The 20,648-nt window shown below is 67.1% G+C and carries 22 protein-coding genes; 8 read left to right on the forward strand and 14 right to left on the reverse strand.

Annotated elements, in window-relative coordinates:
- Positions 1-30 precede the first annotated feature (30 nt).
- From BLQ70_RS06140 to BLQ70_RS06160, 5 genes are all read right to left on the reverse strand, one after another.
- Positions 31-1,884 carry a putative bifunctional diguanylate cyclase/phosphodiesterase gene (locus tag BLQ70_RS06140; protein WP_244511928.1) on the reverse strand — a complete coding sequence of 618 codons (1,854 nt, stop codon included), beginning with the start codon at positions 1,882-1,884 and terminating at the stop codon, positions 31-33.
- Positions 1,885-1,992: 108 nt separating this feature from the next.
- Positions 1,993-2,556 carry a VUT family protein gene (locus BLQ70_RS06145; RefSeq protein WP_061969498.1) on the reverse strand — a complete coding sequence of 188 codons (564 nt, stop codon included), beginning with the start codon at positions 2,554-2,556 and terminating at the stop codon, positions 1,993-1,995.
- Positions 2,553-3,275 carry a 7-cyano-7-deazaguanine synthase QueC gene (gene queC / locus BLQ70_RS06150; RefSeq protein WP_091856279.1) on the reverse strand — a complete coding sequence of 241 codons (723 nt, stop codon included), beginning with the start codon at positions 3,273-3,275 and terminating at the stop codon, positions 2,553-2,555. The genes BLQ70_RS06145 and queC overlap by 4 nt, the downstream gene beginning before the upstream one ends.
- 10 nt (positions 3,276-3,285) lie before the next feature.
- Positions 3,286-4,230: a ribose-phosphate pyrophosphokinase gene (locus BLQ70_RS06155; protein ID WP_061969495.1), complete on the reverse strand. Its 945-nt coding sequence runs from the start codon at positions 4,228-4,230 to the stop codon at positions 3,286-3,288.
- A 196-nt stretch (positions 4,231-4,426) separates the two neighbouring features.
- Complete coding sequence (locus BLQ70_RS06160; RefSeq protein ID WP_091856280.1) at positions 4,427-4,987, reverse strand: hypothetical protein; 561 nt, start codon at positions 4,985-4,987, stop codon at positions 4,427-4,429.
- A gap of 242 nt (positions 4,988-5,229) precedes the next feature.
- Between BLQ70_RS06160 and BLQ70_RS06165 the strand changes: the two genes are divergently transcribed.
- From BLQ70_RS06165 to BLQ70_RS06190, 6 genes are all read left to right on the forward strand, one after another.
- Positions 5,230-5,484, forward strand: a complete 255-nt coding sequence (locus BLQ70_RS06165) for an accessory factor UbiK family protein (RefSeq protein WP_047577935.1) — start codon at positions 5,230-5,232, stop codon at positions 5,482-5,484.
- Positions 5,485-5,809: 325 nt separating this feature from the next.
- Positions 5,810-6,316: a type III secretion system chaperone family protein gene (locus tag BLQ70_RS06170; RefSeq protein ID WP_061969490.1), complete on the forward strand. Its 507-nt coding sequence runs from the start codon at positions 5,810-5,812 to the stop codon at positions 6,314-6,316.
- Positions 6,317-6,431: 115 nt separating this feature from the next.
- Positions 6,432-7,253 (forward strand): pyrroline-5-carboxylate reductase, encoded by an 822-nt coding sequence (gene proC / locus BLQ70_RS06175; RefSeq protein WP_091856281.1) that lies wholly within the window; start codon positions 6,432-6,434, stop codon positions 7,251-7,253.
- 66 nt (positions 7,254-7,319) lie between these two features.
- On the forward strand, positions 7,320-8,057 hold the full coding sequence (locus BLQ70_RS06180) for a TetR family transcriptional regulator (RefSeq protein WP_091856282.1): 738 nt from the start codon (positions 7,320-7,322) through the stop codon (positions 8,055-8,057).
- A gap of 121 nt (positions 8,058-8,178) precedes the next feature.
- A complete protein-coding gene (locus BLQ70_RS06185; protein ID WP_091856283.1) occupies positions 8,179-10,149 on the forward strand; it encodes a methyl-accepting chemotaxis protein in 1,971 nt (656 codons plus the stop codon).
- Positions 10,146-10,505: a tRNA-binding protein gene (locus BLQ70_RS06190; protein WP_091856284.1), complete on the forward strand. Its 360-nt coding sequence runs from the start codon at positions 10,146-10,148 to the stop codon at positions 10,503-10,505. Before BLQ70_RS06185 ends, BLQ70_RS06190 begins: the two co-directional genes overlap by 4 nt.
- On the opposite strand, the gene BLQ70_RS06195 is transcribed toward BLQ70_RS06190, so the two are convergent.
- Together BLQ70_RS06195 and BLQ70_RS06200 are read right to left on the reverse strand one after the other, a co-directional pair.
- Positions 10,506-11,432 carry a pyridoxamine 5'-phosphate oxidase family protein gene (locus tag BLQ70_RS06195; protein WP_091856285.1) on the reverse strand — a complete coding sequence of 309 codons (927 nt, stop codon included), beginning with the start codon at positions 11,430-11,432 and terminating at the stop codon, positions 10,506-10,508. It lies immediately after the preceding gene.
- Complete coding sequence (locus BLQ70_RS06200; protein ID WP_091856286.1) at positions 11,422-12,060, reverse strand: glutathione S-transferase; 639 nt, start codon at positions 12,058-12,060, stop codon at positions 11,422-11,424. Before BLQ70_RS06200 ends, BLQ70_RS06195 begins: the two co-directional genes overlap by 11 nt.
- A gap of 99 nt (positions 12,061-12,159) precedes the next feature.
- Here BLQ70_RS06200 and BLQ70_RS06205 point away from each other — a divergent pair, with 99 nt between their 5' ends.
- Positions 12,160-13,059 carry a LysR family transcriptional regulator gene (locus BLQ70_RS06205; RefSeq protein WP_091856287.1) on the forward strand — a complete coding sequence of 300 codons (900 nt, stop codon included), beginning with the start codon at positions 12,160-12,162 and terminating at the stop codon, positions 13,057-13,059.
- 8 nt (positions 13,060-13,067) lie between these two features.
- On the opposite strand, the gene BLQ70_RS06210 is transcribed toward BLQ70_RS06205, so the two are convergent.
- The 3 genes from BLQ70_RS06210 to BLQ70_RS06220 all read right to left on the reverse strand — a co-directional run bounded on the left by BLQ70_RS06210 (position 13,068) and on the right by BLQ70_RS06220 (position 15,853).
- The gene (locus BLQ70_RS06210) at positions 13,068-14,357 is read right to left on the reverse strand and encodes an ATP-binding protein (RefSeq protein ID WP_091856650.1); all 1,290 of its coding nucleotides are present in this window, start codon (positions 14,355-14,357) and stop codon (positions 13,068-13,070) included.
- 164 nt (positions 14,358-14,521) lie between these two features.
- Positions 14,522-15,265: a response regulator gene (locus BLQ70_RS06215; RefSeq protein WP_061969476.1), complete on the reverse strand. Its 744-nt coding sequence runs from the start codon at positions 15,263-15,265 to the stop codon at positions 14,522-14,524.
- Positions 15,266-15,349: 84 nt separating this feature from the next.
- The gene (locus tag BLQ70_RS06220) at positions 15,350-15,853 is read right to left on the reverse strand and encodes a MarR family winged helix-turn-helix transcriptional regulator (protein WP_413813546.1); all 504 of its coding nucleotides are present in this window, start codon (positions 15,851-15,853) and stop codon (positions 15,350-15,352) included.
- Positions 15,854-16,036: 183 nt separating this feature from the next.
- On the opposite strand from BLQ70_RS06220, the gene BLQ70_RS06225 reads away from it, so the two are divergent.
- The gene (locus tag BLQ70_RS06225) at positions 16,037-16,924 is read left to right on the forward strand and encodes a branched-chain amino acid aminotransferase (RefSeq protein WP_061969474.1); all 888 of its coding nucleotides are present in this window, start codon (positions 16,037-16,039) and stop codon (positions 16,922-16,924) included.
- A 109-nt stretch (positions 16,925-17,033) separates the two neighbouring features.
- On the opposite strand, the gene BLQ70_RS06230 is transcribed toward BLQ70_RS06225, so the two are convergent.
- The 4 genes from BLQ70_RS06230 to uvrC form a co-directional block, all read right to left on the reverse strand.
- Positions 17,034-17,492: a molybdenum cofactor biosynthesis protein MoaE gene (locus BLQ70_RS06230; protein WP_091856288.1), complete on the reverse strand. Its 459-nt coding sequence runs from the start codon at positions 17,490-17,492 to the stop codon at positions 17,034-17,036.
- 3 nt (positions 17,493-17,495) lie between these two features.
- Positions 17,496-17,789 (reverse strand): molybdopterin converting factor subunit 1, encoded by a 294-nt coding sequence (gene moaD / locus BLQ70_RS06235; RefSeq protein WP_061969470.1) that lies wholly within the window; start codon positions 17,787-17,789, stop codon positions 17,496-17,498.
- Entirely contained in the window at positions 17,786-18,397 is a 612-nt protein-coding gene (pgsA, locus tag BLQ70_RS06240) for a CDP-diacylglycerol--glycerol-3-phosphate 3-phosphatidyltransferase (RefSeq protein ID WP_061970249.1), read from the reverse strand. The genes moaD and pgsA overlap by 4 nt, the downstream gene beginning before the upstream one ends.
- Positions 18,398-18,463: 66 nt before the next feature.
- Positions 18,464-20,548, reverse strand: a complete 2,085-nt coding sequence (gene uvrC, locus BLQ70_RS06245) for an excinuclease ABC subunit UvrC (RefSeq protein ID WP_091856289.1) — start codon at positions 20,546-20,548, stop codon at positions 18,464-18,466.
- Positions 20,549-20,648 lie beyond the last annotated feature (100 nt).

The following is a 20,648-nucleotide window of genomic DNA, read 5'->3' on the forward strand; positions in this document are numbered from 1 at the left end:
GGCGAAAACCGCCGCGATCTCAAGCCCGGCTCAGGCGGCGTTGGCGACGAGGCCGCGCGTGGGGGCGGTCGCCTGGGTCGGCTGGGTGAAGCGCTGCAGCCATTCGCGGATGATCGAGGCCGGAACCGGCGGCGAATAGAGGTAGCCCTGGCCGAGGCCGCAGCCCATTTCGCTGAGGCGCTCGGCCTGCGCCTGCTTCTCGATGCCCTCCGCGACGATCTTCATGCCGAGGCGGCGGGTCATCGTCAGCAGGGCCTCGATGATGATCTCGCTGCGGGCGCCGCTGTCGATCGAGCCTACGAAGGAACGGTCGATCTTGATGATGTCGATCGGGAAATCGAGCAGGTGGGTCAGGGAGGCGAAGCCGGTGCCGAAATCGTCGAGCGCGACCGGCGAGCCATTGGCGCGCAGCGCTTCCATGGTGCGTGCGACGCCATCCTTGCGCCCGCCCATGAAGACCTGCTCGGTGACCTCGATCACGAGCTGCTGCAGCGGTACGCCGGCCTTCTCCAGCGTGCGGGTGGCGCGCTGGACGAGGTCGCCCTTCTGGAAGTCGGCCGAGGTGACGTTGACCGCGACATGCTGGAAATTCAGGCCGCTCGCGCGCCACTCGGCCATGTCGGCGGCCACCGCCGTCAGCATCTGGGTCGTGGTGCGATGGGCGATCTTCGGATCGCGCAGGGCGTCCTGGAATTCGCCGGCCGCGATGATGCGGCCGTCGTCGAGGCGCATCCGGGCCAGGGCCTCGAGGCCGACGACCTCGTTGGTGTCGAGGCGGATGACCGGCTGGTAATAGGGGATGATCCGGTCGTCGCCGAGGGCGCCCGCGACATCCCGGCGGGTGCGGATGCGATGCATCATCGCGCTGCGCAATTGCCTGCGAAAGCGGACATAGCGGCCGCGCCGGGTTTCCTTGGCGTGGTAGAGCGCGAGGTCGGCGTTCTGCCGCAGCGTGACGGTGTCCTGGCCGTCTTCGCCGGCGATGACCCCGCCGATGGTAATGCCCGGCACGAGGCTGTGGCCGTCATGGTCGAACGGAACCGCGACCGCCGCCATCGCGGCCGAGGCGAAGGCACGCATACGCGCCGGCTCCCTGCAATCGGGGACGAGAACGGCGAACTCGTCGCCGCCGATCCTGCAGGTGAGGCAGCCGGCCAGCGCGACGTCGAGCCGCCGACCGACCACGGCGATCAGCGCATCCCCGGCGGCGTGGCCGAGCGTGTCATTGACCGTCTTGAGATGATCGATGTCGATCAGCATCAACCCGTAGCGGCGGCCGGCCGCGCTCATCTCCGCGATGGCGCTGTTGAACTGGCTGCGGTTGGGCAGTCCGGTCAGCGTATCGAAATAGGCGAGGCGGTGATTGCGGGTGCGGACTTCGTCATGCTCGATGGCGATGGCGCAGAGATGGACGCAGGTCGCGACGATCCGGCGTTCGAGCGTGCGCGGACGGCGAGCCGCCCTGAAATAGAAGGCGAAGGCGCCGACCACCCGCCCGTCGCGCGCCTTGATCGGCGTCGACCAGCAAGCGCGCAGGCCGAGCGGCAGAGCGAGATCGGTATAGGCCCGCCAGAGTGGATCGGTGGCGATGTCGGTGACTTCAACGGGCTCGCCGCGGAAGATCGCGGTTCCGCAGGAGCCGACCTCCGGGCCTGCCGGCACGCCCTTGATGGCGCCGACATAGTGCGGGGGCAGGCTGGGCGAGGCGAGAGGCTGGAGGCAGCACTGGTTGTCGATGGCGACGACCGAGCAGATGACGCCGGGCGAGATCGCCTCGGCACGATGACACAGGCGCTCCATGCATGCGATCAGAGGCTCGCCACGCGCGATATCTTCAAGAATATCGTTCTGCAGAGCCTGCAGGCGGCCCGAAGGTCTGGTCACGGAGTTCCCGACAGAGTGCTCGTCGAAGAACCCCGATCCTGGCGCAAATGCCTTAAAGTCAGATTGAGGCGACGCCTCAAACTTTACGCGGCAGCGCGATGCCTGGAATCAGGCGGCGACCAGGCCCAGCCGCTCGTCGCGGCGGCGCAGGAGGTGCATCAGCGGCAAGGCGAGCAGCACCATCCAGGCCTTGCCGATGATCTGGCCGGCGAGAAAGTCGAGGCTGCCGAAGGCAAGATGCAGGAAGACGAGGCTGTCGACGACGAGGCCGATCACGCTGGAGGCGAAGACGGCCGTGACGAAGCGCCGGCGCTGCAGCGGGGTATAGACCGCGAAATCGGCGAGCTCCGAGAGCAGGAAGGCCGCGACCGAGGCCAGCACGATGGCAGGCGGCGCGAGCATCGCGGAGATCAGGGTGCCGACCGCGATGGCGCCGAGACCGGCGAGCGGGCCAAGGCGGCGCTGGACGATGTCGCGCAATACCAGGGCAAGGCCGACCATCAGGACACCGCTCGGCGCCATCACGCCCGGCCAGACCGGGACGAGGCAGGGACCGTTCGGCACGCAGACCGCGCCGGCATTGCCGATCATCCAGTTGGCGGCGGGAATGGTCAGGCCGAACAGGACGAGGGCGATAACGCCTTCCGTCAAGCGCTGGCGGTCACGGGTCATAGGTCAAGTCCGCTGTCGTCGGGGGCTGCGAGGTAAGCCGCGAAGCCTTTTGATCGCAAATCGCAGGCCGGGCAATGGCCGCAGCCATAACCCCAGCCATGCCGGGTCGTCCTGTCGCCGAGATAGCAGCTATGGCTGTCCTCGATCACGAGATCGAGCAGGGCCTGGCCGCCGATTTCGCGGGCGAGTGCGAAGGTCTGCGCCTTGTCGCGCCACATCAGCGGCGTGTGCAGCACGAGCCGGCGGTCGAGCCCGAGATTGAGCGCGACCTGCATCGCCTTGATCGTGTCGTCGCGGCAATCGGGATAGCCGGAATAGTCGGTCTCGCAGACACCGAGCACGATGTGCTTGAGGTCGCGGCGATAGGCGAGCGCCGCGGCGAAGGTCAGGAAGATCAGGTTGCGGCCGGGCACGAAGGTCGAGGGCAGGCCGGCATCCGTGAAAGCGATCTCGGTCTCGCGGGTCAGGGCCGTCTCGGAGATCGCGCCGAGCGCCTTGAGATCCACGACATGATCGGGGCCGAGCCGCTCGGCATAGCGGGCCGAGAGCGTGGGAAGCTTGGCGCGGATCGTCTCGCGGCATTCCATCTCGATGCGATGGCGCTGGCCATAGTCGAAGCCGATCGTCTCGACCGCGTCGAAGCGGTCGAGCGCCCAAGCCAGGGCCGTGGTGGAATCCTGGCCGCCGGAGAACAGGACGAGGGCGCGGGAGTTACCCAAGCCTAACCTCTCAGTCGAACAGGCTCGACACGCTGGTCTCGCTCGCGGTGCGCTCGATCGCCTCGCCCATCAGGCCGGCAATCGAGATGACGCGGATATTGCGCGCGACCTTCACGGCCTCGGTCGGCATGATCGAGTCGGTGATCACCAGCTCCTTGAGCTTGGACGAGGCGATGCGGGCGACCGCGCCGCCGGAGAGCACGCCATGGGTGATATAGGCGAAGACCTCCTTGGCACCCTGCTCGAGCAGGGCGTCGGCCGCATTCACCAGCGTGCCGCCGGAATCGACGATATCGTCGATCAGGATGCAGGAGCGGCCCTCGACCGAGCCGATGATGTTCATGACCTCGGACTCGCCCGGCCGGTCACGACGCTTGTCGACAATGGCGAGCGGGGCGTCGATGCGCTTGGCGAGCGCGCGCGCCCGGACCACGCCGCCGACATCCGGCGAGACGACCATCGCGTTCTTCCATTCCAGCCGGTCCTTGATGTCGCGCGCCATCAGCGGGGCGCCGAACAGGTTGTCGGTAGGGATGTCGAAGAAGCCCTGGATCTGGCCGGCATGGAGGTCGAGCGTTAGCACGCGGTCGACGCCGGCATGGGTGATCAGGTTGGAGACGAGCTTGGCCGAGATCGGCGTACGGCCGGAGGCGCGCCGGTCCTGGCGGGCATAGCCGAAATAGGGGATCACCGCCGTGATGCGGCGCGCCGAGGAGCGGCGCAGCGCATCCGTGATGATCAGCAATTCCATCAGGTGGTCGTTGGTCGGGAACGAGGTCGACTGGATGATGAAGACATCCTGTCCGCGCACGTTCTCCTGGATCTCGACGAAGACCTCCATATCGGCGAAGCGCCGGACGGAGGCCTTGGCGAGAGGGATGCTGAGATGGTTGCAGATCGCCTCGGCCAGCGGACGATTGGAGTTGCCGGCGACGACTTTGAAGTGAGAGGCCATGCCGTAGCGCACCGTTGCATCAAGGCTGAGCAGGGAGGGCCGGCATTGCCGGCTCAATTCGAACGGCTCTTAACAGCGCGGTTGGATGGAGTCGACCGCTGCAGTGCAATATCGACGGCCAAAAAGCGCAGGGCGTTGCGCCGTGACCCGGAAACCACTGCCGCAGCGTCGCTGCACAGCGGGTCCTGGCGTGGCCTCAGCTCTTCTTCGGGTCCGTCGCAGCGACGCGGGTGCCCGGCTTCGCGGGTTTGCCGGTCTTGGTCTCGGTCTTGAGCGTCTCGACGGCCGGCGTGGTCACGAGAAAGCCCGCGATCGCATCCATCGAGTCGGAAGCGGCCTTGGCGACGACCGTCTGATCGATGCCGGCCCAGGGATCGGAACCGCCACTGCGCTTGCCGATGCTCTCGCCCTGTACGCGCTGGGCGCGCTGCTTGGTCGAATCATAGACATCCCAGACGAAGGCGAGCGAGGTCTGGCCATCCTCGGTCGGCTGTGCCGTGAGGTAGCCCTTGACGCGGAAGCGCGCCGGCTTGTTGCCGGGGACGATCTCCATCTTGCGCTCGGCGGCGGCTTCGCCGAGCAGGCCCGCGAAGCTGGTGGTGACGTTTTCGGGCGCTCCGGAGATGCTCTGGACCGAGACCGGAACGCCCGGCGCATCGACGCGCGGACGGGCCGCGGTCTGGGTGGTTTCCTGGCAGCCGGCGAGCGCCAGCGCAAAAACCGGCCCCAGAACGAGGCCGCTAAAACGGTTGATCATGACGCCTCCCGCCCTTTGGGCTGTGGACCGCTTCGAGATTCCCTGTGCCGCTGTTCTAGGCTCAACGGATGGCGAGGTCCAGATCGGGCAGGCCGAGCGCCTCGGCGGCGGCTTTGCCGGCGAGATGAAGTCCGGCCCATCGGGGCAGCGGGCAAGCCCGACATCCGGTCGCAATTGCGGCTCCCGCCTGTGCTGCCTATAGGCTGTCGGCAGAGAGTTTCGCGCCTTTAAGGGAGAGAGCCATGGTGAACCCCGGCAACCGTATCCTCGACGATATCGCCCGTCTCGCCACCGATGCCGCCGGCGCGGCACAGGGCGTGCGGCGCGAGGTCGAGACGGTGGTAAAGACGCAGATCGAGCGCCTGCTGCGCGATCTCGACGTCGTCACCCGTGAGGAATTCGAGGCGGTGCGCGAGATGGCGCTGATCGCCCGCGAGGAGAACGACAAGCTCGCCGCGCGGCTGAAGGCGCTGGAGGAGAAGCTCGGCAAGGCCTGAGAACGGGCCGGGGTTGCTTCAAGAGCGGCCCCCGGTTGCCCTCAGGTTATGTCCACAGCCATGTGCTGTGGACAGCCCTTCGGGGGGATTGAGCCCGCTGGCCGAATCCGCGGAGCTTGGCGCCGTGTTGGGAGCGTCACAGCGCCTGCGCTATCGTCGGTGGAAAGAATTGATTCGTCGGGCGGATTCGTCCTGCCGCGCCGAATGGGAGCGCCTCTTTCAGAGGGGTTCCGGAGGTGTGTTGCGTTCCTTCGGCTTTCCAGTCGCCGTGTTCCTGTTCTCGAACGCGCCGGAGCCTTTCGCTCCGGAAGGTGGACCCTAGGGCATGATGGACCTCGATATGGATGCCGAGCTGGATCGGCCTTCCAACCCGCTTGACCTGTTTGAACGCCTCGCCGCCCTCAATGACTGGTCATTCGATCGCGACAGCGAGGATGAGCTCTCGGTCTCCGTGACCGGCGGCTGGTCGGAATACCATGTCGCGATCACCTGGCTCGCCGAGGTGGAAGCGCTGCATATCGCCTGCGCCTTCGACCTCAAGGTGCCAGAGCGGCGGCGTGGCGAGGTGCTGCAGCTCGTCAGCCTCGTCAACGAGCAGCTCTGGCTCGGCCATTTCGACCTCTGGAGCAGCGAAAGCGTGGTGATGTACCGCCACGCCCTGCTGCTTTCCGGCGGGGCCGAACCGACCGAAGAGCAGGCGATCGCGCTGGTCAAGGCTGCGGTCGAGGCCTGCGAGCGCTACTATCAGGCCTTCCAGTTCGTCGTCTGGGCCGGCAAGACCGCGAAGGAAGGCATGGAGGGCGCGATCCTGGAGACGGTCGGCGAGGCCTGAGGTCGCGCCGACGTCATGGCCGGGCTTGACCGGGCCACCTCTTGCAGGCTCTGGTTCCGACATGCTCAGGCGCCAGCCCGGCATGACGCCCTGTTCCCAAGCGACGAGAACCGCCATGACCGCTTCCCTGCCGCAATCGCTCGTCCTCATCGGCGCCGGCAAGATGGGCGGCGCGATGCTGGAGGGCTGGCTGCGCATCGGCATCGATCCGAAGGGAATCAGCCTGATCGATCCCAAGCCGTCGGACGAAATGGTCGCGCTCGCCAACGACAAGGGCATGCGACTCAATCCGTCCGCCAAGGATATTCCCGCCGCCGATGTCGTCGTGCTGGCGACCAAGCCGCAGATGCTCGATACGGCCGCGCCTGCGGTGCAGGCCTTCATCCATCCCAGGACGCTGCTGATCTCGATCCTCGCCGGCAAGACGCTGGGCGATCTTTCGGCGCGCCTGCCCAATGCCGGCGCGATCATCCGGGCCATGCCGAACCTGCCGGCCGCGGTGCAGCGCGGCGCTACCGCTGCGGCTCCCGGCAAGGGCGTGAGCGCGGCGCAGCGCGCCACCGCCGACGCGTTGCTCGGCAGCATCGGCAAGGTCGAGTGGCTCGACGACGAGGGGTTGATCGATGCTGTGACGGCCGTGTCCGGTTCGGGCCCGGCTTATGTCTTCCACCTCGTCGAGTGCCTCGCCGCTGCTGGCAAGGATGCCGGCCTGCCCGCCGATGTCGCGGAGCGTCTGGCGCGGGCAACGGTCGAAGGTGCCGGTGAGTTGCTGTTCCAGTCGCCGCTTCCGCCCGGCACGCTGCGCCAGAACGTGACCTCGCCCGGTGGCACGACGGCAGCGGCACTCGAGGTGCTGATGGCCGAAGACGGCATGAAGCCGCTGATGCGCAAGGCGGTGGCTGCTGCGAAACGTCGCGCTGGCGAGCTTTCCGGCTGAACCGCCTTCCACCTGCCACGATAGCGGCCTAACCTCCTGACATCGCGAAGCGAGAGGAGCTGCCCCATGGCCCGCAAACCCGTTTCCACCCCGCCCGAGGCGGCGCCGCCTGCGGCCGATCCGCGCCGTCGCGCCGTCGATGCGCTGATGAAGCTCGCCGTCGAGCGACGCTGGGACGAGATCGAACTACCGGATATCGCGACCGAGGCCGGACTGACGCTGGCCCAACTGCGCGGGCTGTTCCCCTCCAAGCTCGCCATGCTGGGCGGTGTGACCCGCATCGTCGACGATGCCGTCCTGGCGAGCTCCTCGGACGATCTCGCCGGCGAGCCGGTCAAGGAGCGCTTGTTCGACCTCGTGATGCGCCGGCTCGATGCGATGGCGCCTTACAAGGCGGGTCTGCGCAAGATTGCGCCGGTCATCCGGCGCGATCCGCTGGCGCTGGCGGCACTCAATCGCGGCGCCGTCAATTCCTGGCGCTACATGCTGGCTTCGGCTGGCATCCCGACCGAGGATGCATTGGGTCATCTGCGGGTGCAGGGCGCGGTTTTGCTGATGGCGCGCGTCTCGGAGGCCTGGCTCGACGATGACGAGCCGGAGCTGTCGAAGACGATGGCCCGGCTCGACCGCGAACTGAAGACGGCGGGGCGGATCATGGCGCGCGTCGAGGATGTCCAGCGGCTGACGGCGCCGTTCCGCGGGTTGGCGCGGGCGATCTGCTCCGGGCGGCCGCTGAAGGCGCGCCGGCGCGAACGGGCCTCCGAGCGCGGCGAGGATAACGAGGACTACGCACCGGCGATCTGAGGGCCCAACGGATTCCTCACGCCGCCTGCGACAAAATGTGGCGAAACTGCGCCAATGTTAAGCGTGCCTTAGCCAATCCTGCGCGAATGAGGGGAATTCCCCCATCGCGCAGGATACGCGAATGTCGTTCACCAGGAAGCTTGCGACCCTTTCGATCAGCCGTTCCTTCGGCCTGATCGCGGCCTTGGCCGTGCTGATCGCCGTCGGCGCCGTCGGCTATACGCTGAATGCCGCCCGCAACGAGATGATCACGCTCAAGCGGGCCGAGATGAAGAATGCGGTCGAAGCCGCCGCGACGACGGTCAAGGGCTACCTGGCGCGCGTCCAGGCCGGCGAGCTGAAGGACGAGGATGCCAGGAAGCTGGCGATGGATGCGCTCGGCAGCGCGCGGTTCGACAGCGGGAACTATTACTTCCTCATCGATTACGACGGTATCAGCGTCCTGCACGCCAACAAGAAGATCCAGTCGACGGACATGAAGCCGCTCAAGGATGCGGACGGCAAGTTCTTCGTCCAGGAGATGGTCGCGCTGGCGAAGGCGAAGACCGAGGGCTTCGTCGACTATGGCTGGCTCAAGGCCGGCGACAAGGACCCGTCGCTCAAGATTTCCTACATCATCGGCATCCCGCAATGGCAGTGGGTGGTCGGTTCCGGCCTGCATGTCCAGGATGTCGATGCGGCCTTCATGAGCATGGTCGGCGGCGTCGCCAAGGTGCTGGTGCCGCTCGGCCTCGTCATGCTTGGCCTCGTCATCATCCTCAGCCGCCGCGCCTCCGGCATGCTGCACTCGCTGCGCGGCTCGATGGAGGGTCTGGCCGCGGGCCAGCTCGACACCACGATCGCGCATCAGGAGCGGCCTGACGAGATCGGCGCCATGGCGCGCACGCTGGTCGTCTTCCGCGATGCGGCCCTCGCCAAGGAGGCGATGGAGACCGACAAGCTCAGGATGGAAGAGGAGGCTGCCGGCCATCGCAGCGCCGCCGATGGCGAGCGCCGGCGCAACGAGGCCGACCGCGCCGAGCATGCCCGCGTGCAGGCCGACGTGGTGCTGGCTCTTGGCCAGGGGCTGGAGCACCTCTCGGATGGCGACCTGACCTACCGGATCGAGGCCGCCTTCTCGGCCGAATACGTCAAGCTCAAGGACGATTTCAACGGCGCCATCGCCAAGCTGCAGGATGCGATGCGCCAGATCGCGACCAATACTGACAGCATGAAGGCGGGCTCGACCGAGATCAGCCAGGCGGCGGACGACCTCGCCAGCCGGACCGAGCAACAGGCCTCCTCGGTCGAGGAGACCGCGACGGCACTCGACGAGCTCACCGCCACGGTCCGCCAGACGGCGGAAAGCGCGCGCCTTGCCAACCAGGCGACGGAGCAGGTCAAGACCGAGGCCGAGCAGTCGACCAGCATCGTCCGCGATGCGGTGACGGCGATGGGCGGCATCGAGAAGTCGGCCCAGGAAATCTCGCAGATCGTCGGCGTGATCGACGAGATCGCCTTCCAGACCAACCTGCTCGCGCTCAACGCCTCGGTCGAAGCGGCCCGCGCCGGCGATGCCGGCAAGGGCTTCGCGGTCGTGGCCTCCGAGGTGAGGGCGCTGGCGCAGCGTTCCGCCTCCGCCGCCAAGGAGATCAAGACCCTGATCGATGCCTCGACCATCGAGGTCGAGAAGGGCGTCACGCTCGTCGGCCAGACCGGCGGCGCGCTGCAGCGCATGGCTTCCGAGATCACGCGCGTCACCTCGCTCGTCGCCGAGATCGCCGGTGCGGCGCAGGAGCAGGCCTCGGGCCTCCAGGAGGTTAATTCCGCCGTTGGCGAGATGGACCAGGCGACCCAGCAGAACGCCGCGATGGCCGAGCAGTCGACCGCTGCCGCGCATTCGCTCTCGCAGGAGGCCGACCGGCTCTCCTCGCTGGTCGCGCGCTTCCAGCTCGGCGGCGACGTCGCAAAGCTCAAGGCGATCTCGCAGAGCATGCGGGCGGCCGTCGCTGCGGCGCCGCGCCCGGCGGCTCCGCGGGCCAAGGCCTCCAGCGGCAGTGCCGCTATGGCGCCCAAGACCGATGCGCGCGACGACGGGTGGGCGGAGTTTTGAGCGCGCCTTCCGAACCTGCCGCCCAGATCGGCTTCGACGATTTCCTGAAGGTCGACATCCGTGTCGGCACCATCGTCGAGGCCGAGCCCTATCCCGAGGCGCGCAAGCCCTCGATCAAGCTCGTCATCGATTTCGGCGGCACGATCGGCCGGAAGAAATCCTCGGCGCAGATCACGAAGCACTATCGGCCGGAGGATCTTCCCGGCCGGCAGGTCCTCGCAGTGGTGAATTTCCCGCCGCGCCAGATCGGCAGGTTCATGTCGGAAGTGCTGACGCTCGGCATTCCCGATGCCGAGGGCGAGGTCGTCCTGATCGGGCCGGGGCAGGCGGTGCCGGTCGGCGGAAGGCTCTTCTAGCTAGGCAGCTGCCGCCCACAGGCCGGTCTGCAAGGTGGTCGGCGCGAATTCGGGTGCCGACCAGCGCAACGGCAGCGCATGGGCCCGGCGCCAGCCGCGCCGGACATGGAAGCGCCACAGGCGCTCGGCGCCATCGAGCCGCGCCAGTTCCGGTCCCTGCCAGAGGATCTCCGCCTCGCCCTGCAATTGCAGCAGCGTGCCCGTCTGGAAATCGACGAAGAGCAGCGCGGCGCGCGGCTCCTGCAGCAGATTTCCGAAGGTGTTGAAGTAGTTGTTGCCGGCGAAGTCCGGGATGGTGAGGGTGTCGCCATCGATCCGGACGAAGCCGGGGCGGCCGCCGCGATGCGAGATGTCGACGCCACCGGGTTCGCTCCCAGGCGCAGCGACGCTGGCGATGAAGAGCGTATCGGCCCCGGCGATCAGTGAGCGCGCCTGCGCATCGAGGCTGGTCAGCTCCGTTGCCGACGCGGCGAGCTCATTGCCATCCTGAACCCGGTTGCGGACCTGGATGTATTTCGCGCAATTGCCGAAGCTCTGCGCCACCGCCACCGTGAAGCCATCCGTACCGACGGTCTCGATCCGGCCATTGGCGCGGTTGCGGCGACGGGTCTCCAGTTCGAGCCCGAGCAGGCCGATGGGGCTGTCACGCCGGAACGCTTCGAAAGCCGGATCATCTTTGGAGGGCAAGGCCGCGATCGACAGCGTGGTCGGGGTCTGGCTCTCGACGAAGCCGGGCGCGCCCGCCAGCACGGTCGCCAAGGGCCAACCGCCCGAGTCGGGCACACTGGCAAAGACCCAGGGCAACTGGCCAAAGAAGATGCGATGCTGATCCGGCATGAAGTTGCGGATACCGGCGCCACGCGAGGCGACACCGGCCAGAGTCTGCGCCGCCAGCTCGCCGGGGTGGAAGGGGCCGTCAGGCTGCATCGTCGTCGAGCTCTGCGGGAAGGGGCGAAGGCGGGATCGGCTTGAAGAAGGGCAGGGCCTCGATGCGCGCGAGCCAGTTCCGTACGGCCGGATAGGGCTTCAGCGAGATGCCGCCTTCGGGCGCGTGCGCAACGTAGGAATAGCAGGCGAGATCGGCGATCGTCGGGTGAACGGTGGCGAGATAGTCGCGCGTCGCCAGATGCTCTTCCATGAAGGCGAGCAGCTTGGCCGCGATCCGCTGGGCGCGGGCCTTGTCGTCCTTCAGGCCGAACTGCGTGATCAGGCGCGCGATCGAGGGGCCGTGCATGACCTCGCCGGCGGCGATCGAGAGCCAGCGCTGGACATTGGCTGCGCCGATGGGATCAAGCGGCAGCCAGGTGCTGTCCGGGGCATAGCGCCGGACCAGATAGACCATGATCGCATTGCTGTCGGCGAAGGTGAGGTCGCCGTCTTGCAGCACGGGAATCTGGCCGAGCGGGTTGAGCTTGCGGAAGGCATCGCTCCGCCGGACATCGGCCGGAGCCTCCTCGTTGCGATAGGGCAGGCCAAGCGCGAGCAGCAGCAACTCGACGCGGTGGGCATGACCTGAAAGGGGCGTTCCGTGGAGGATGATCTCTGGCGACGGCATGGCGGTTCTCCTGCTTCTGCCGGGCATCATGATCGTTTCGCCGAACTGCCGTAATCTGCTATCGGTTGAACTCAGAATTTCGATTTTCGGAACGATCAGATGGACCGGATCGAGGAACTGGCGATCTTCGTCGCGATCGTCGATGCCGGCAGCCTTGCCGGTGCGGCGCGGCGCCTGCGTAAGTCCCGCCCGGCCGTAACGCGGGCGCTGGCCGGGCTGGAGGAGCGGGTCGGGACGCAACTGATCGCGCGGACGACACGGCGCCTGACCCCGAATGATGCAGGCCGGGAGCTTGCCGCCACGGCCCGGCGCCTGCTCGCCGATTACGAAGCGGCGCTCGGTGTCGCGGCAGCCGAGCCGGTCAGCTGCCTGCTGCGGATCACGGCGCCGCTTTCCTTCGGCCGGCGGCATGTCACGCCGCTGGTGAACGAGTTCCTCGATCGCTATCCGCAGGTGCAGGTCGAGCTCGTGCTGGCGGATCGCAATCTCGACCTGATCGAGGAGGACCTGCAACTGGCCGTCCGGATCGGGCCGCTGCCGAATTCCGGCCTGCTGATGCGCAAGGTCGGCGAGGTCCGGCGCATCCTCGTCGCCGCGCCGTCCTATCTCGCGAGCTGCCCGCCCTTGCGGCGCCCGGCCGACATCGCGGCGCATGAGACCATCGCGAGCGTCGCCGCCAACCAGACGCTGACCTGGCGCTTCGGCGGGCCGCGTTCAGGCAGCGCCGTGGTGCTGACGCCGCGGCTGATCGTCAACGAGGTTGAGTCGGCGCTGATCGCGGCGCGGGCCGGGCGGGGGCTGGCGCGGGTGCTGTCCTATCAGGCGGCCGAGGATCTCGCTTCAGGAGCGCTGGTCCGTCTGCTCGCGGAGTTCGAGCCGCCGCCGCTGCCGGTGCAGCTCGTGGTGCCGGGCGGACGGGCGCCGGCGCCGCGCGTGCGCGCCTTTATCGACCATGCGGTGGCGCGATTGCCCGAACTTGCGCCGATCGGGACCGGCTGAAACCACCTTTAGACCGGCAGCCGGACGGTCGCCCGCAAACCGCCGAGCGGGGAGTCGCCGAGCATGATGTCGCCGCCATGGGCGCGGGCGATATCGCGAGCGATGGCAAGGCCGAGCCCCGTACCGCCGCCATCGACATTGCGGGCCTCGTCTAGGCGGAAGAAGGGGCGGAAGACCTCCTCGCGCTGGTCCGGCGGGATGCCGGGGCCGTCATCGTCGACCATCACGATCAGGTAGCGCGCATCATGGGTCGCCCGGATCGCGATGCGGTCGCCGTAGCGCGCCGCGTTGGAGACGAGGTTGGTCAGCAGGCGGCGGAAGGCGTCCTGGCGGATCACGACGAGCGGATCGCCGATCACCGTCAATTCGGTCTGGTGGCCCTGACGCTCGGCATCGGACTTCAACTCCTCGAGCAGGGAGCGGATGTCGGCCTCGACCGCGGTCTCGCCGGCATCACCGCGGGCGAAGGCGAGATAGTCCTCGAGCATGCGGCTCATCTCGTCGACATCCTTCTCCAGCGCCTCGATTTCCGAGGAGCGCTCCATCAGGGCGAGCGAGAGCTTGAAACGGGTGAGGATGGTGCGCAGGTCGTGGCTGACGCCGTTCAGCATCGTCGTGCGCTCGCCGATCGAGCGCTCGACACGCCGCTTCATCTCGATGAAGGCATTGCCGGCGCGGCGGACCTCGCGGGCGCCGCGTGGCCGGAAATCGGCGTCGCGGCCCTTGCCGAAGGCTTCGGCCGCATCGGCGAGCTTCAGGATCGGGCGGATCTGGTTGCGCAGGAACAGCACCGCGATCGTCAAGAGGATCAGCGATGTCCCGATCATCCAGAGCAGGAAGATATGGCTGTTCGAGGCATAGGCCGAATTGCGCCTTGTCAGGATGCGCATCACGTCCTTGCCGAGCTTGACGCGGATCTCGATCAGGCTGGAGCGGCCGACCGTGTCGAGCCAGAAGGGGCGGGCGACCTGCTGCGACAGCTCGGTCGAGAGCGCGTTGTCGAGCAGCGAGAAGAAGGGGCGCGGGCCCGGTGCCGGCAGGTCGGAATCGGGGATGATGTCGAGGTCCATGCCGAGCCGTTCGGCGGCGATGCGCGACAGCGTCGTGGTGTCGGCATCCTGCGGATAGCTCTCATAGACATCGATCAGCATGGCGATGTCGGCCGAGACGGCCGAGGACAGGCGCTGCGTCACGGTCTGCCAGTGCCGCTCCATGAAGACATAGGCGATGACCGATTGCAGCAGCACGACCGGCGCGATGACGATGACCAGTGCGCGGGGATAGAGCCCTTTGGGCATGTAGCGCGCGATGATCTGCAAGGGCCGGCCGATGCGCTTGATCGTCGGTCGTACGGCCTTGCCGAGATTGTCCAGTGCCTTTTCCAGCCCGGCAAAGGCGCGCGCAAATCCACGCGCGACGGAGCGCAGCGCAGACGAGCCTTTCCTGCCGGGTTGCAGCGGCGTCACGAGCGGTCCGTCACCAGCCTGTAGCCGACACCGCGGACGGTCTGGAGATAGAGCGGGTCGGTCTGGTCGCGCTCGATCTTGCGGCGCAGACGGTTCATCTGGACATCGACGGTGCGGTCATTGGCGGCCGAGCCCTGCGCCGCCAGCTCCTCGCGCGGCACGACCTCGCCGGCGCGTTCGGCCAGCGCCGTCAGAATCTCGCGCTCGCGCTCGGTAAGGCGGATGGTCTCCTCGCCCTTGCGCAATTCGCCGCGCGCCAGCCCATAGATGAAGGGGCCGAAGCGGACGAAATCCGGCCGCGTGCCGGATTGCGCGGCTTCGACGACGAGCGTGCGCTTCAGGATATTGCCGAGCCGCAGCAGCAATTCGCGCGGCTCGAACGGCTTGGAGAGATAATCGTCGACGCCGATCTCAAGGCCGTTGATGCGGTCCTTGCCGTCGGCGCGGGCGGTCAGCATCAGGATCGGCACGGCGGAGCCACCGCGGAAGCGGCGCGCGAAATCGAAACCGTTCTCGCCGGGCATCATCACGTCGAGCACGATCGCGTCGAAGACGAGGTTGCCCAGCCGCGTGTCGGCCTCGGCCGCATTGGCCGCCGTCGTCACCCGGAAGCCGTTATCGCCGAGGAAGCGCCCCAGCAATTCGCGCAGGCGCCGGTCGTCGTCGACGACGAGGATATGCGGGGCCTCGTCGGGCAGCGGCTTGCGGGCCGGCTTCGCCAGGGTCTCGGTAGCGATCATTCTCGCGCCTTCTCTCCTGCGCCGACCGGATCGGCTGCTCACGGTGCAGGGCTGCCATAGCATAACGCAGCGAGCGGGTCGCCGCTAAGGCTTGTCGAGAAGTCGTTCCACCTTCGGCCGCTCGGCCGCGTCGATCAGGGCGGCGAGATAGCGCGCGGCGATGGCCGCCGTCTCGGGCGCCGCGCCTTCGAGCGCGCGGTTGATGCGCTTCGCCTGGAGGCGGACGAGGCGCAGCGCCAGGTCCTGGCCCGAGGGCGTGGTGTGGAGATGGCGCTGGCGCTTGTCCTGCCGGCCGGTACGCTGCTCGATATAGCCTTTCTCGACTAGCTCCTTGAGGACGCGGTTCAGGCTCTGCTTGGTGATCTGCAGGATGTCGAGCAGTTCGGCGATGGTCAGGCCCGGCCGGCGCTGGACGAAGTGCAGGACGCGGTGATGGGCGCGGCCGAAACCGTAATCGGCGAGGATGCGGTCGGGGTCGCCGACGAAGTCGCGATAGGCGAAGAACAAGAGCTCGATCAGGTCATGCGGCACCGCCTCGGAGGAGGGCCTGAGCGGCAGGTCTTCTGCGTCGGACGAAGGTGAGGCCAAAACGCGCCTTCCAAAAATTTGGGTCAGCCTTATTGACATATCTCAGACGCAAGATTACCGGTCAAGGGCGCTGAGCGAACGATTATTTCAAAGCGTCTCGCTGCAACGCAGCTTTAGACCCGCGCTTGCGTTCCGAAAACGGCTGTGCCGGAGTTCCGGAAACGAGCACCCAGGAGAAGGTCCATGTCAGTCATTCCTTTCGACCAGCGCGATGGCGTCATCTGGTTCGACGGCAAGCTCGTGCCGTGGAAGGATGCCCGAATTCACGTACTGACCCATGGACTGCATTACGGCTCCTGCATCTTCGAGGGCGAGCGCTCCTATGACGGCGTGATCTACAAGTGCACCGAGCACTCGCAGCGCTTCCACAAGTCAGCCGAGATCATGGATTTCACGATCCCCTATTCGGTCGCCGAGCTCGACGCGGCCAAATATCTCTGCCTGAAGGAGAACGGCCTGAAGGACGCCTATATCCGTCCGGTCGCCTGGCGCGGTTCGGAAATGATGGCGGTGTCCGGCATGAACAATTCGATCCACACCGCGATCGCAGTGTGGGAATGGCCGAGCATGTTCGACATGGCGGCCAAGCTGAAGGGCATCCGCCTCGACGTCGCCGACTACCGCCGGCCGGACCCGGCCTGCGCGCCGGTTCATGCCAAGGCTGCGGGCCTCTACATGATCTGCTCGCTCTCCAAGCACAAGGCGGAGCGCGGCGGCTATGCCGATGCGATGATGCTCGACTGGGAAGGCAATGTCGCCGAATGCACCGGCGCCAACATCTTCTTCATCAAGGACGGCGTGATCCACACCCCGCTGGCCGACCGCTTCCTGAACGGCATCACCCGCCAGTCGGTGATCGACCTCTGCCGCCAGCGCGGCTTCGAGGTGGTCGAGCGCCGCATCCGGCCGGAGGAGCTGGAGAGCTTCAACGAGTGTTTCATCACCGGCTCGGCGGCCGAGGTGACGCTGGTCTCCGAGATCGGCCCGTACAACTTCATCACCGGCAACATGGGCAAGGTGATCATGGAAGATTATTCGGCTGCGGTGCGCCCGCAGACGAAGGCGGCATGACCCCGCTCCGTCATGCCCGGGCTTGACCCAGGCATCTCGGAAACCAGTGATCTTTCGTCATGAGATTCTCGGGTCGGAGCTTTGCTCCGCCCGAGAATGACGCTGTGGCTTATTCCCACCGCCGGGCGGCGTCGTCATCCTCGCCCTTGGCTTCGACCCAGCCGCCGAGCGTGCCGTCGGCTCGGTGCTCGCGCTTCCAGAATGGGGCGCGGGTCTTGAGGTAGTCCATCATGAAATCCGCGGCTTCGAAGGCCGCGCGGCGATGGGCGGAAGCTGCCAGCACCAGCACGATCTGCTCGCCCGGCTTGACCAGCCCGTAGCGGTGGATCGCGACGAGGCCGAGCAGCGGCCAGCGGCTCGCAGCTTCGTTAGCGACACGGGCGATCTCGGCCTCGGCCATGCCCGGATAATGCTCGAGTTCGAGCGCGGCGAGCGTGCCGGCCTCGTCACGGCAGAGCCCGGTGAAGGAGACGACGGCGCCGATATCGGCGCGACCGGCCGACAGGGCGTCGATCTCGTCCTGAAGCGAGAAGTCCTCGCGCTGGATGCGGACGAGGGGAGAGAACACGGCCTAGCCGCCCGTCATTGGCGGGAAGAACGCGATCTCGCGGGCAGCGCCGAGCCGGGCCTGCGGCTTGGCATGGACATGGTCGAGCGCGGCCCGCACGACCGTCTCGTCGGCGAAGGCCGTCTCATAACCTTCGCCGCGCGCCTTCAGCCAGCGCACGAGATCGGCGATGGTGGTGAGATCGGTGGGGATGTCGAGCGTCTCCTCGGGCAGGCCGACGCGCTCGCGCACCCAGGCGAAATAGACGATGCGGACGGGGCGCGTGCCCGCCGCTGCGGTCGCTGTCACAGTATTCATGGCGTGCGCTCGTCCTCTGCGACGAGATGGCGGATGCCGGCGTTGAAATAGTCCCAGCCGGTATAGATCGTCAGGCCGGCAGCAGCCCAGAGCAGGACGATGCCGATCGTGGTGTTGCCGGGCAGGACCTTGTCGCCGGCGGGGCCGACGACGAGGAAGCCGAGCGCGAAGAGCTGCGCCGTCGTCTTCCACTTGGCGACCTTGCTGACGGGGACGCTGACCTTGAGATCGGCCAGGAATTCGCGAAGCCCGGAGACCAGGATCTCGCGGCAGAGGATCACGATCGCGGCCCAGAGCGTCCAGCCCTCGATCTGGCCGGTATAGACCAGCATCAGCAGCAGGGCGGCGACGAGCAGCTTGTCGGCGATCGGGTCGAGCATGCGGCCGATCGCCGATTGCTGGCTCCAGGCCCGCGCGATGTAGCCGTCGAGATAGTCGGTGATGGCGGCGAGCGTGTAGATTCCAAGCGCGAGCCAGCGCATCCAGTCGTCGCGCGGCCAGAACAGGATCGCCACCAGGGCCGGGATCGCCAGGATCCGCCCGTAGGTGAGGAGGTTGGGCAGCGACCAGGGGCCGCGCCGCCTGATGGCGTCTGGAAGAATCGTCACGGGATGCACCAAAGCAAGGCGGCAGCAGCAGCGTCAACACGCAACAGCGTGAATGTGGCAGAACTATCAGGCATCATGAAAGAAATCATGCACCGCCTTGGCCGTCGCGGCATTGACGCCGGGCGTGCGCATCAGGTCGTCGAGCTTGGCGCGCTGGATCGCCTTCACCGTGCCGAAATGCAGCAGCAGCGCCCGCTTGCGTGACGGCCCGATGCCGGGGATCTCGTCGAGCGGGTTCTTCATCGTCTCGCGCTTGCGCTTGGCGCGGTGCGTGCCGATGGCGAAGCGGTGGGCCTCGTCGCGCAGGCGCTGGATGAAATAAAGCGCGGGGTCACGCGGCTGCAGCTTGAAGGGCTCGCGGCCGGCCATGTGGAAGGTCTCGCGCATGGCGTTGCGGTCTTCCCCCTTGGCGATGGCGACGAGCGGGATGTCGGCCGCGCCGAGCTCCTTCATGATCTTGAGCGCAGCGGTGAACTGGCCCTTGCCGCCGTCGACGATGACGAGATCGGGGCGGGAGGGGAAACCGTCCTCGTCCTTGCGGGGTTTCGGCGCCTTGCGCGCCTTCTTTGGCGAGATCTCACCCTGGGAAGCGTCGTCAGGCGTCGCCCCGAGGGCGATCGTCACGGCTTCCGCGCCCCCCTCAGGATGAGGGCTCAGGGCAATGCCTTCTTCCCTTGCCAGCTTGGCGAATCGGCGCGTCAGCACCTCGCGCATCATGCCGAAATCGTCGCCAGCGATGGTGTCGGTCGAGATGTTGAAGGTGCGGTACTGGTTCTTCACGAAGCCGTCCGGCCCGGCGACGATCATGCCGCCGACGGCGTTGGTGCCCATGATGTGCGAGTTGTCGTAGACCTCGACCCGGCGCGGCGGCGTCTCCATGCCGAAGGCGGCGCCGAGCGTGGCGAGCAGGGCGGTCTGGCCGGCATTGTCGGCGAGCTTGCGCGCGAGCGCCTCGCGGGCGTTCTTCACGGCATGGGCCATCAGGTCGGCGCGTTCGCCGCGCTTGGGATGTGCGACCTCGACCTTGCGGCCGGCGCGTGCCGTGAGCGCCTGGCCGATCAACTCGATTTCCTCGACCGGATGCGAGAGCAGCACGAGGCGCGGCGGCGGCTTGTCGTCGTAGAACTGGGCGACGACCGAGGCGAGCACCTCGGCCGGCGTCAGCGAGCGGTCGGCACGTGGGAAGAGGGCGCGGTTGCCCCAGTTCTGGTGGTTGCGGAAGAAGAAGATCTCGACGCAGAACTGCCCGGCCTGCTCGTCGATGGCGAAGACGTCGGCCTCCTCGACCCCTTGCGTATTGATGTCCTGCCCGGCCTGAACGGCCGAGAGCGCGGCGAGGCGGTCGCGATAGCGCGCCGCCTTCTCGAATTCGAGCTCTTCGGCCGCGACCTGCATCCGGGCGGAGAGGAGCTGTTTCACCGCGGAGGAGCGGCCGGAGAGGAAGTCGCGGGCCTGGCCGGCGAGCGCCTGATAGTCGGGAATCGAGATCTCGCCGGTGCAGGGGCCGGCGCAACGCTTGATCTGGAAGAGCAGGCAGGGGCGCGTGCGGTTCTCGTAGAAGGAATCCGAGCAGGTGCGGATCAGGAAGGCCTTCTGCAGCGCGTCGATGGTCCGCGTCACCGCCCAGACCGAGGCGAAGGGGCCGAAATAGTCGCCCTTGCGATGGCGCGAGCCGCGATGCTTCAGGATCGCGGGAGCGTCGTGCTCGCCGCCGGTCAGGAGGATATAGGGGAACGACTTGTCGTCGCGCAGCAGCACGTTGTAGCGCGGCCGGAGCTGCTTGATCAGGTTCGATTCGAGCAGCAGGGCCTCGGTCTCGGTGCCGGTGGTGACGAACTCCATGTTCGCCGTCTCGGCGATCATCCGGGCGACAGCATTGGTATGCGCCATGCCGCGGGCATAGGAGGTCACGCGGTTCTTCAGGCTCTTGGCCTTGCCGACATAGAGCACCTCGCCGGCGCGATCGAACATCCGGTAGACGCCGGGCCTGTTCGGCAGGTGCTTCGCGAATTGCTGGATGACCTCGATGCCGGCCTTGAGCGCGCCGGGAGCAGCTTCCGCGAGGGCGAGCGCGGCTTCGGGCGCGGGGAGGGTGTCCTCCTCGTCCTCGAACTCGTCCTGGGGCAGATCGTCCTGGCGTTCGCGACTCATGCGCTTCTGTACTCTTGATCTCTGTATTTTCGGCCTCCATGTAGGATGCCGCAGCGGCTTCGTCATGTCAGGAGAGCGGATGCGGCGGCGCCGCCGAGGC

This window comes from Allobosea robiniae (genome assembly GCF_900102525.1).
Classification (GTDB): Bacteria; Pseudomonadota; Alphaproteobacteria; order Rhizobiales; family Beijerinckiaceae; genus Allobosea; species Allobosea robiniae.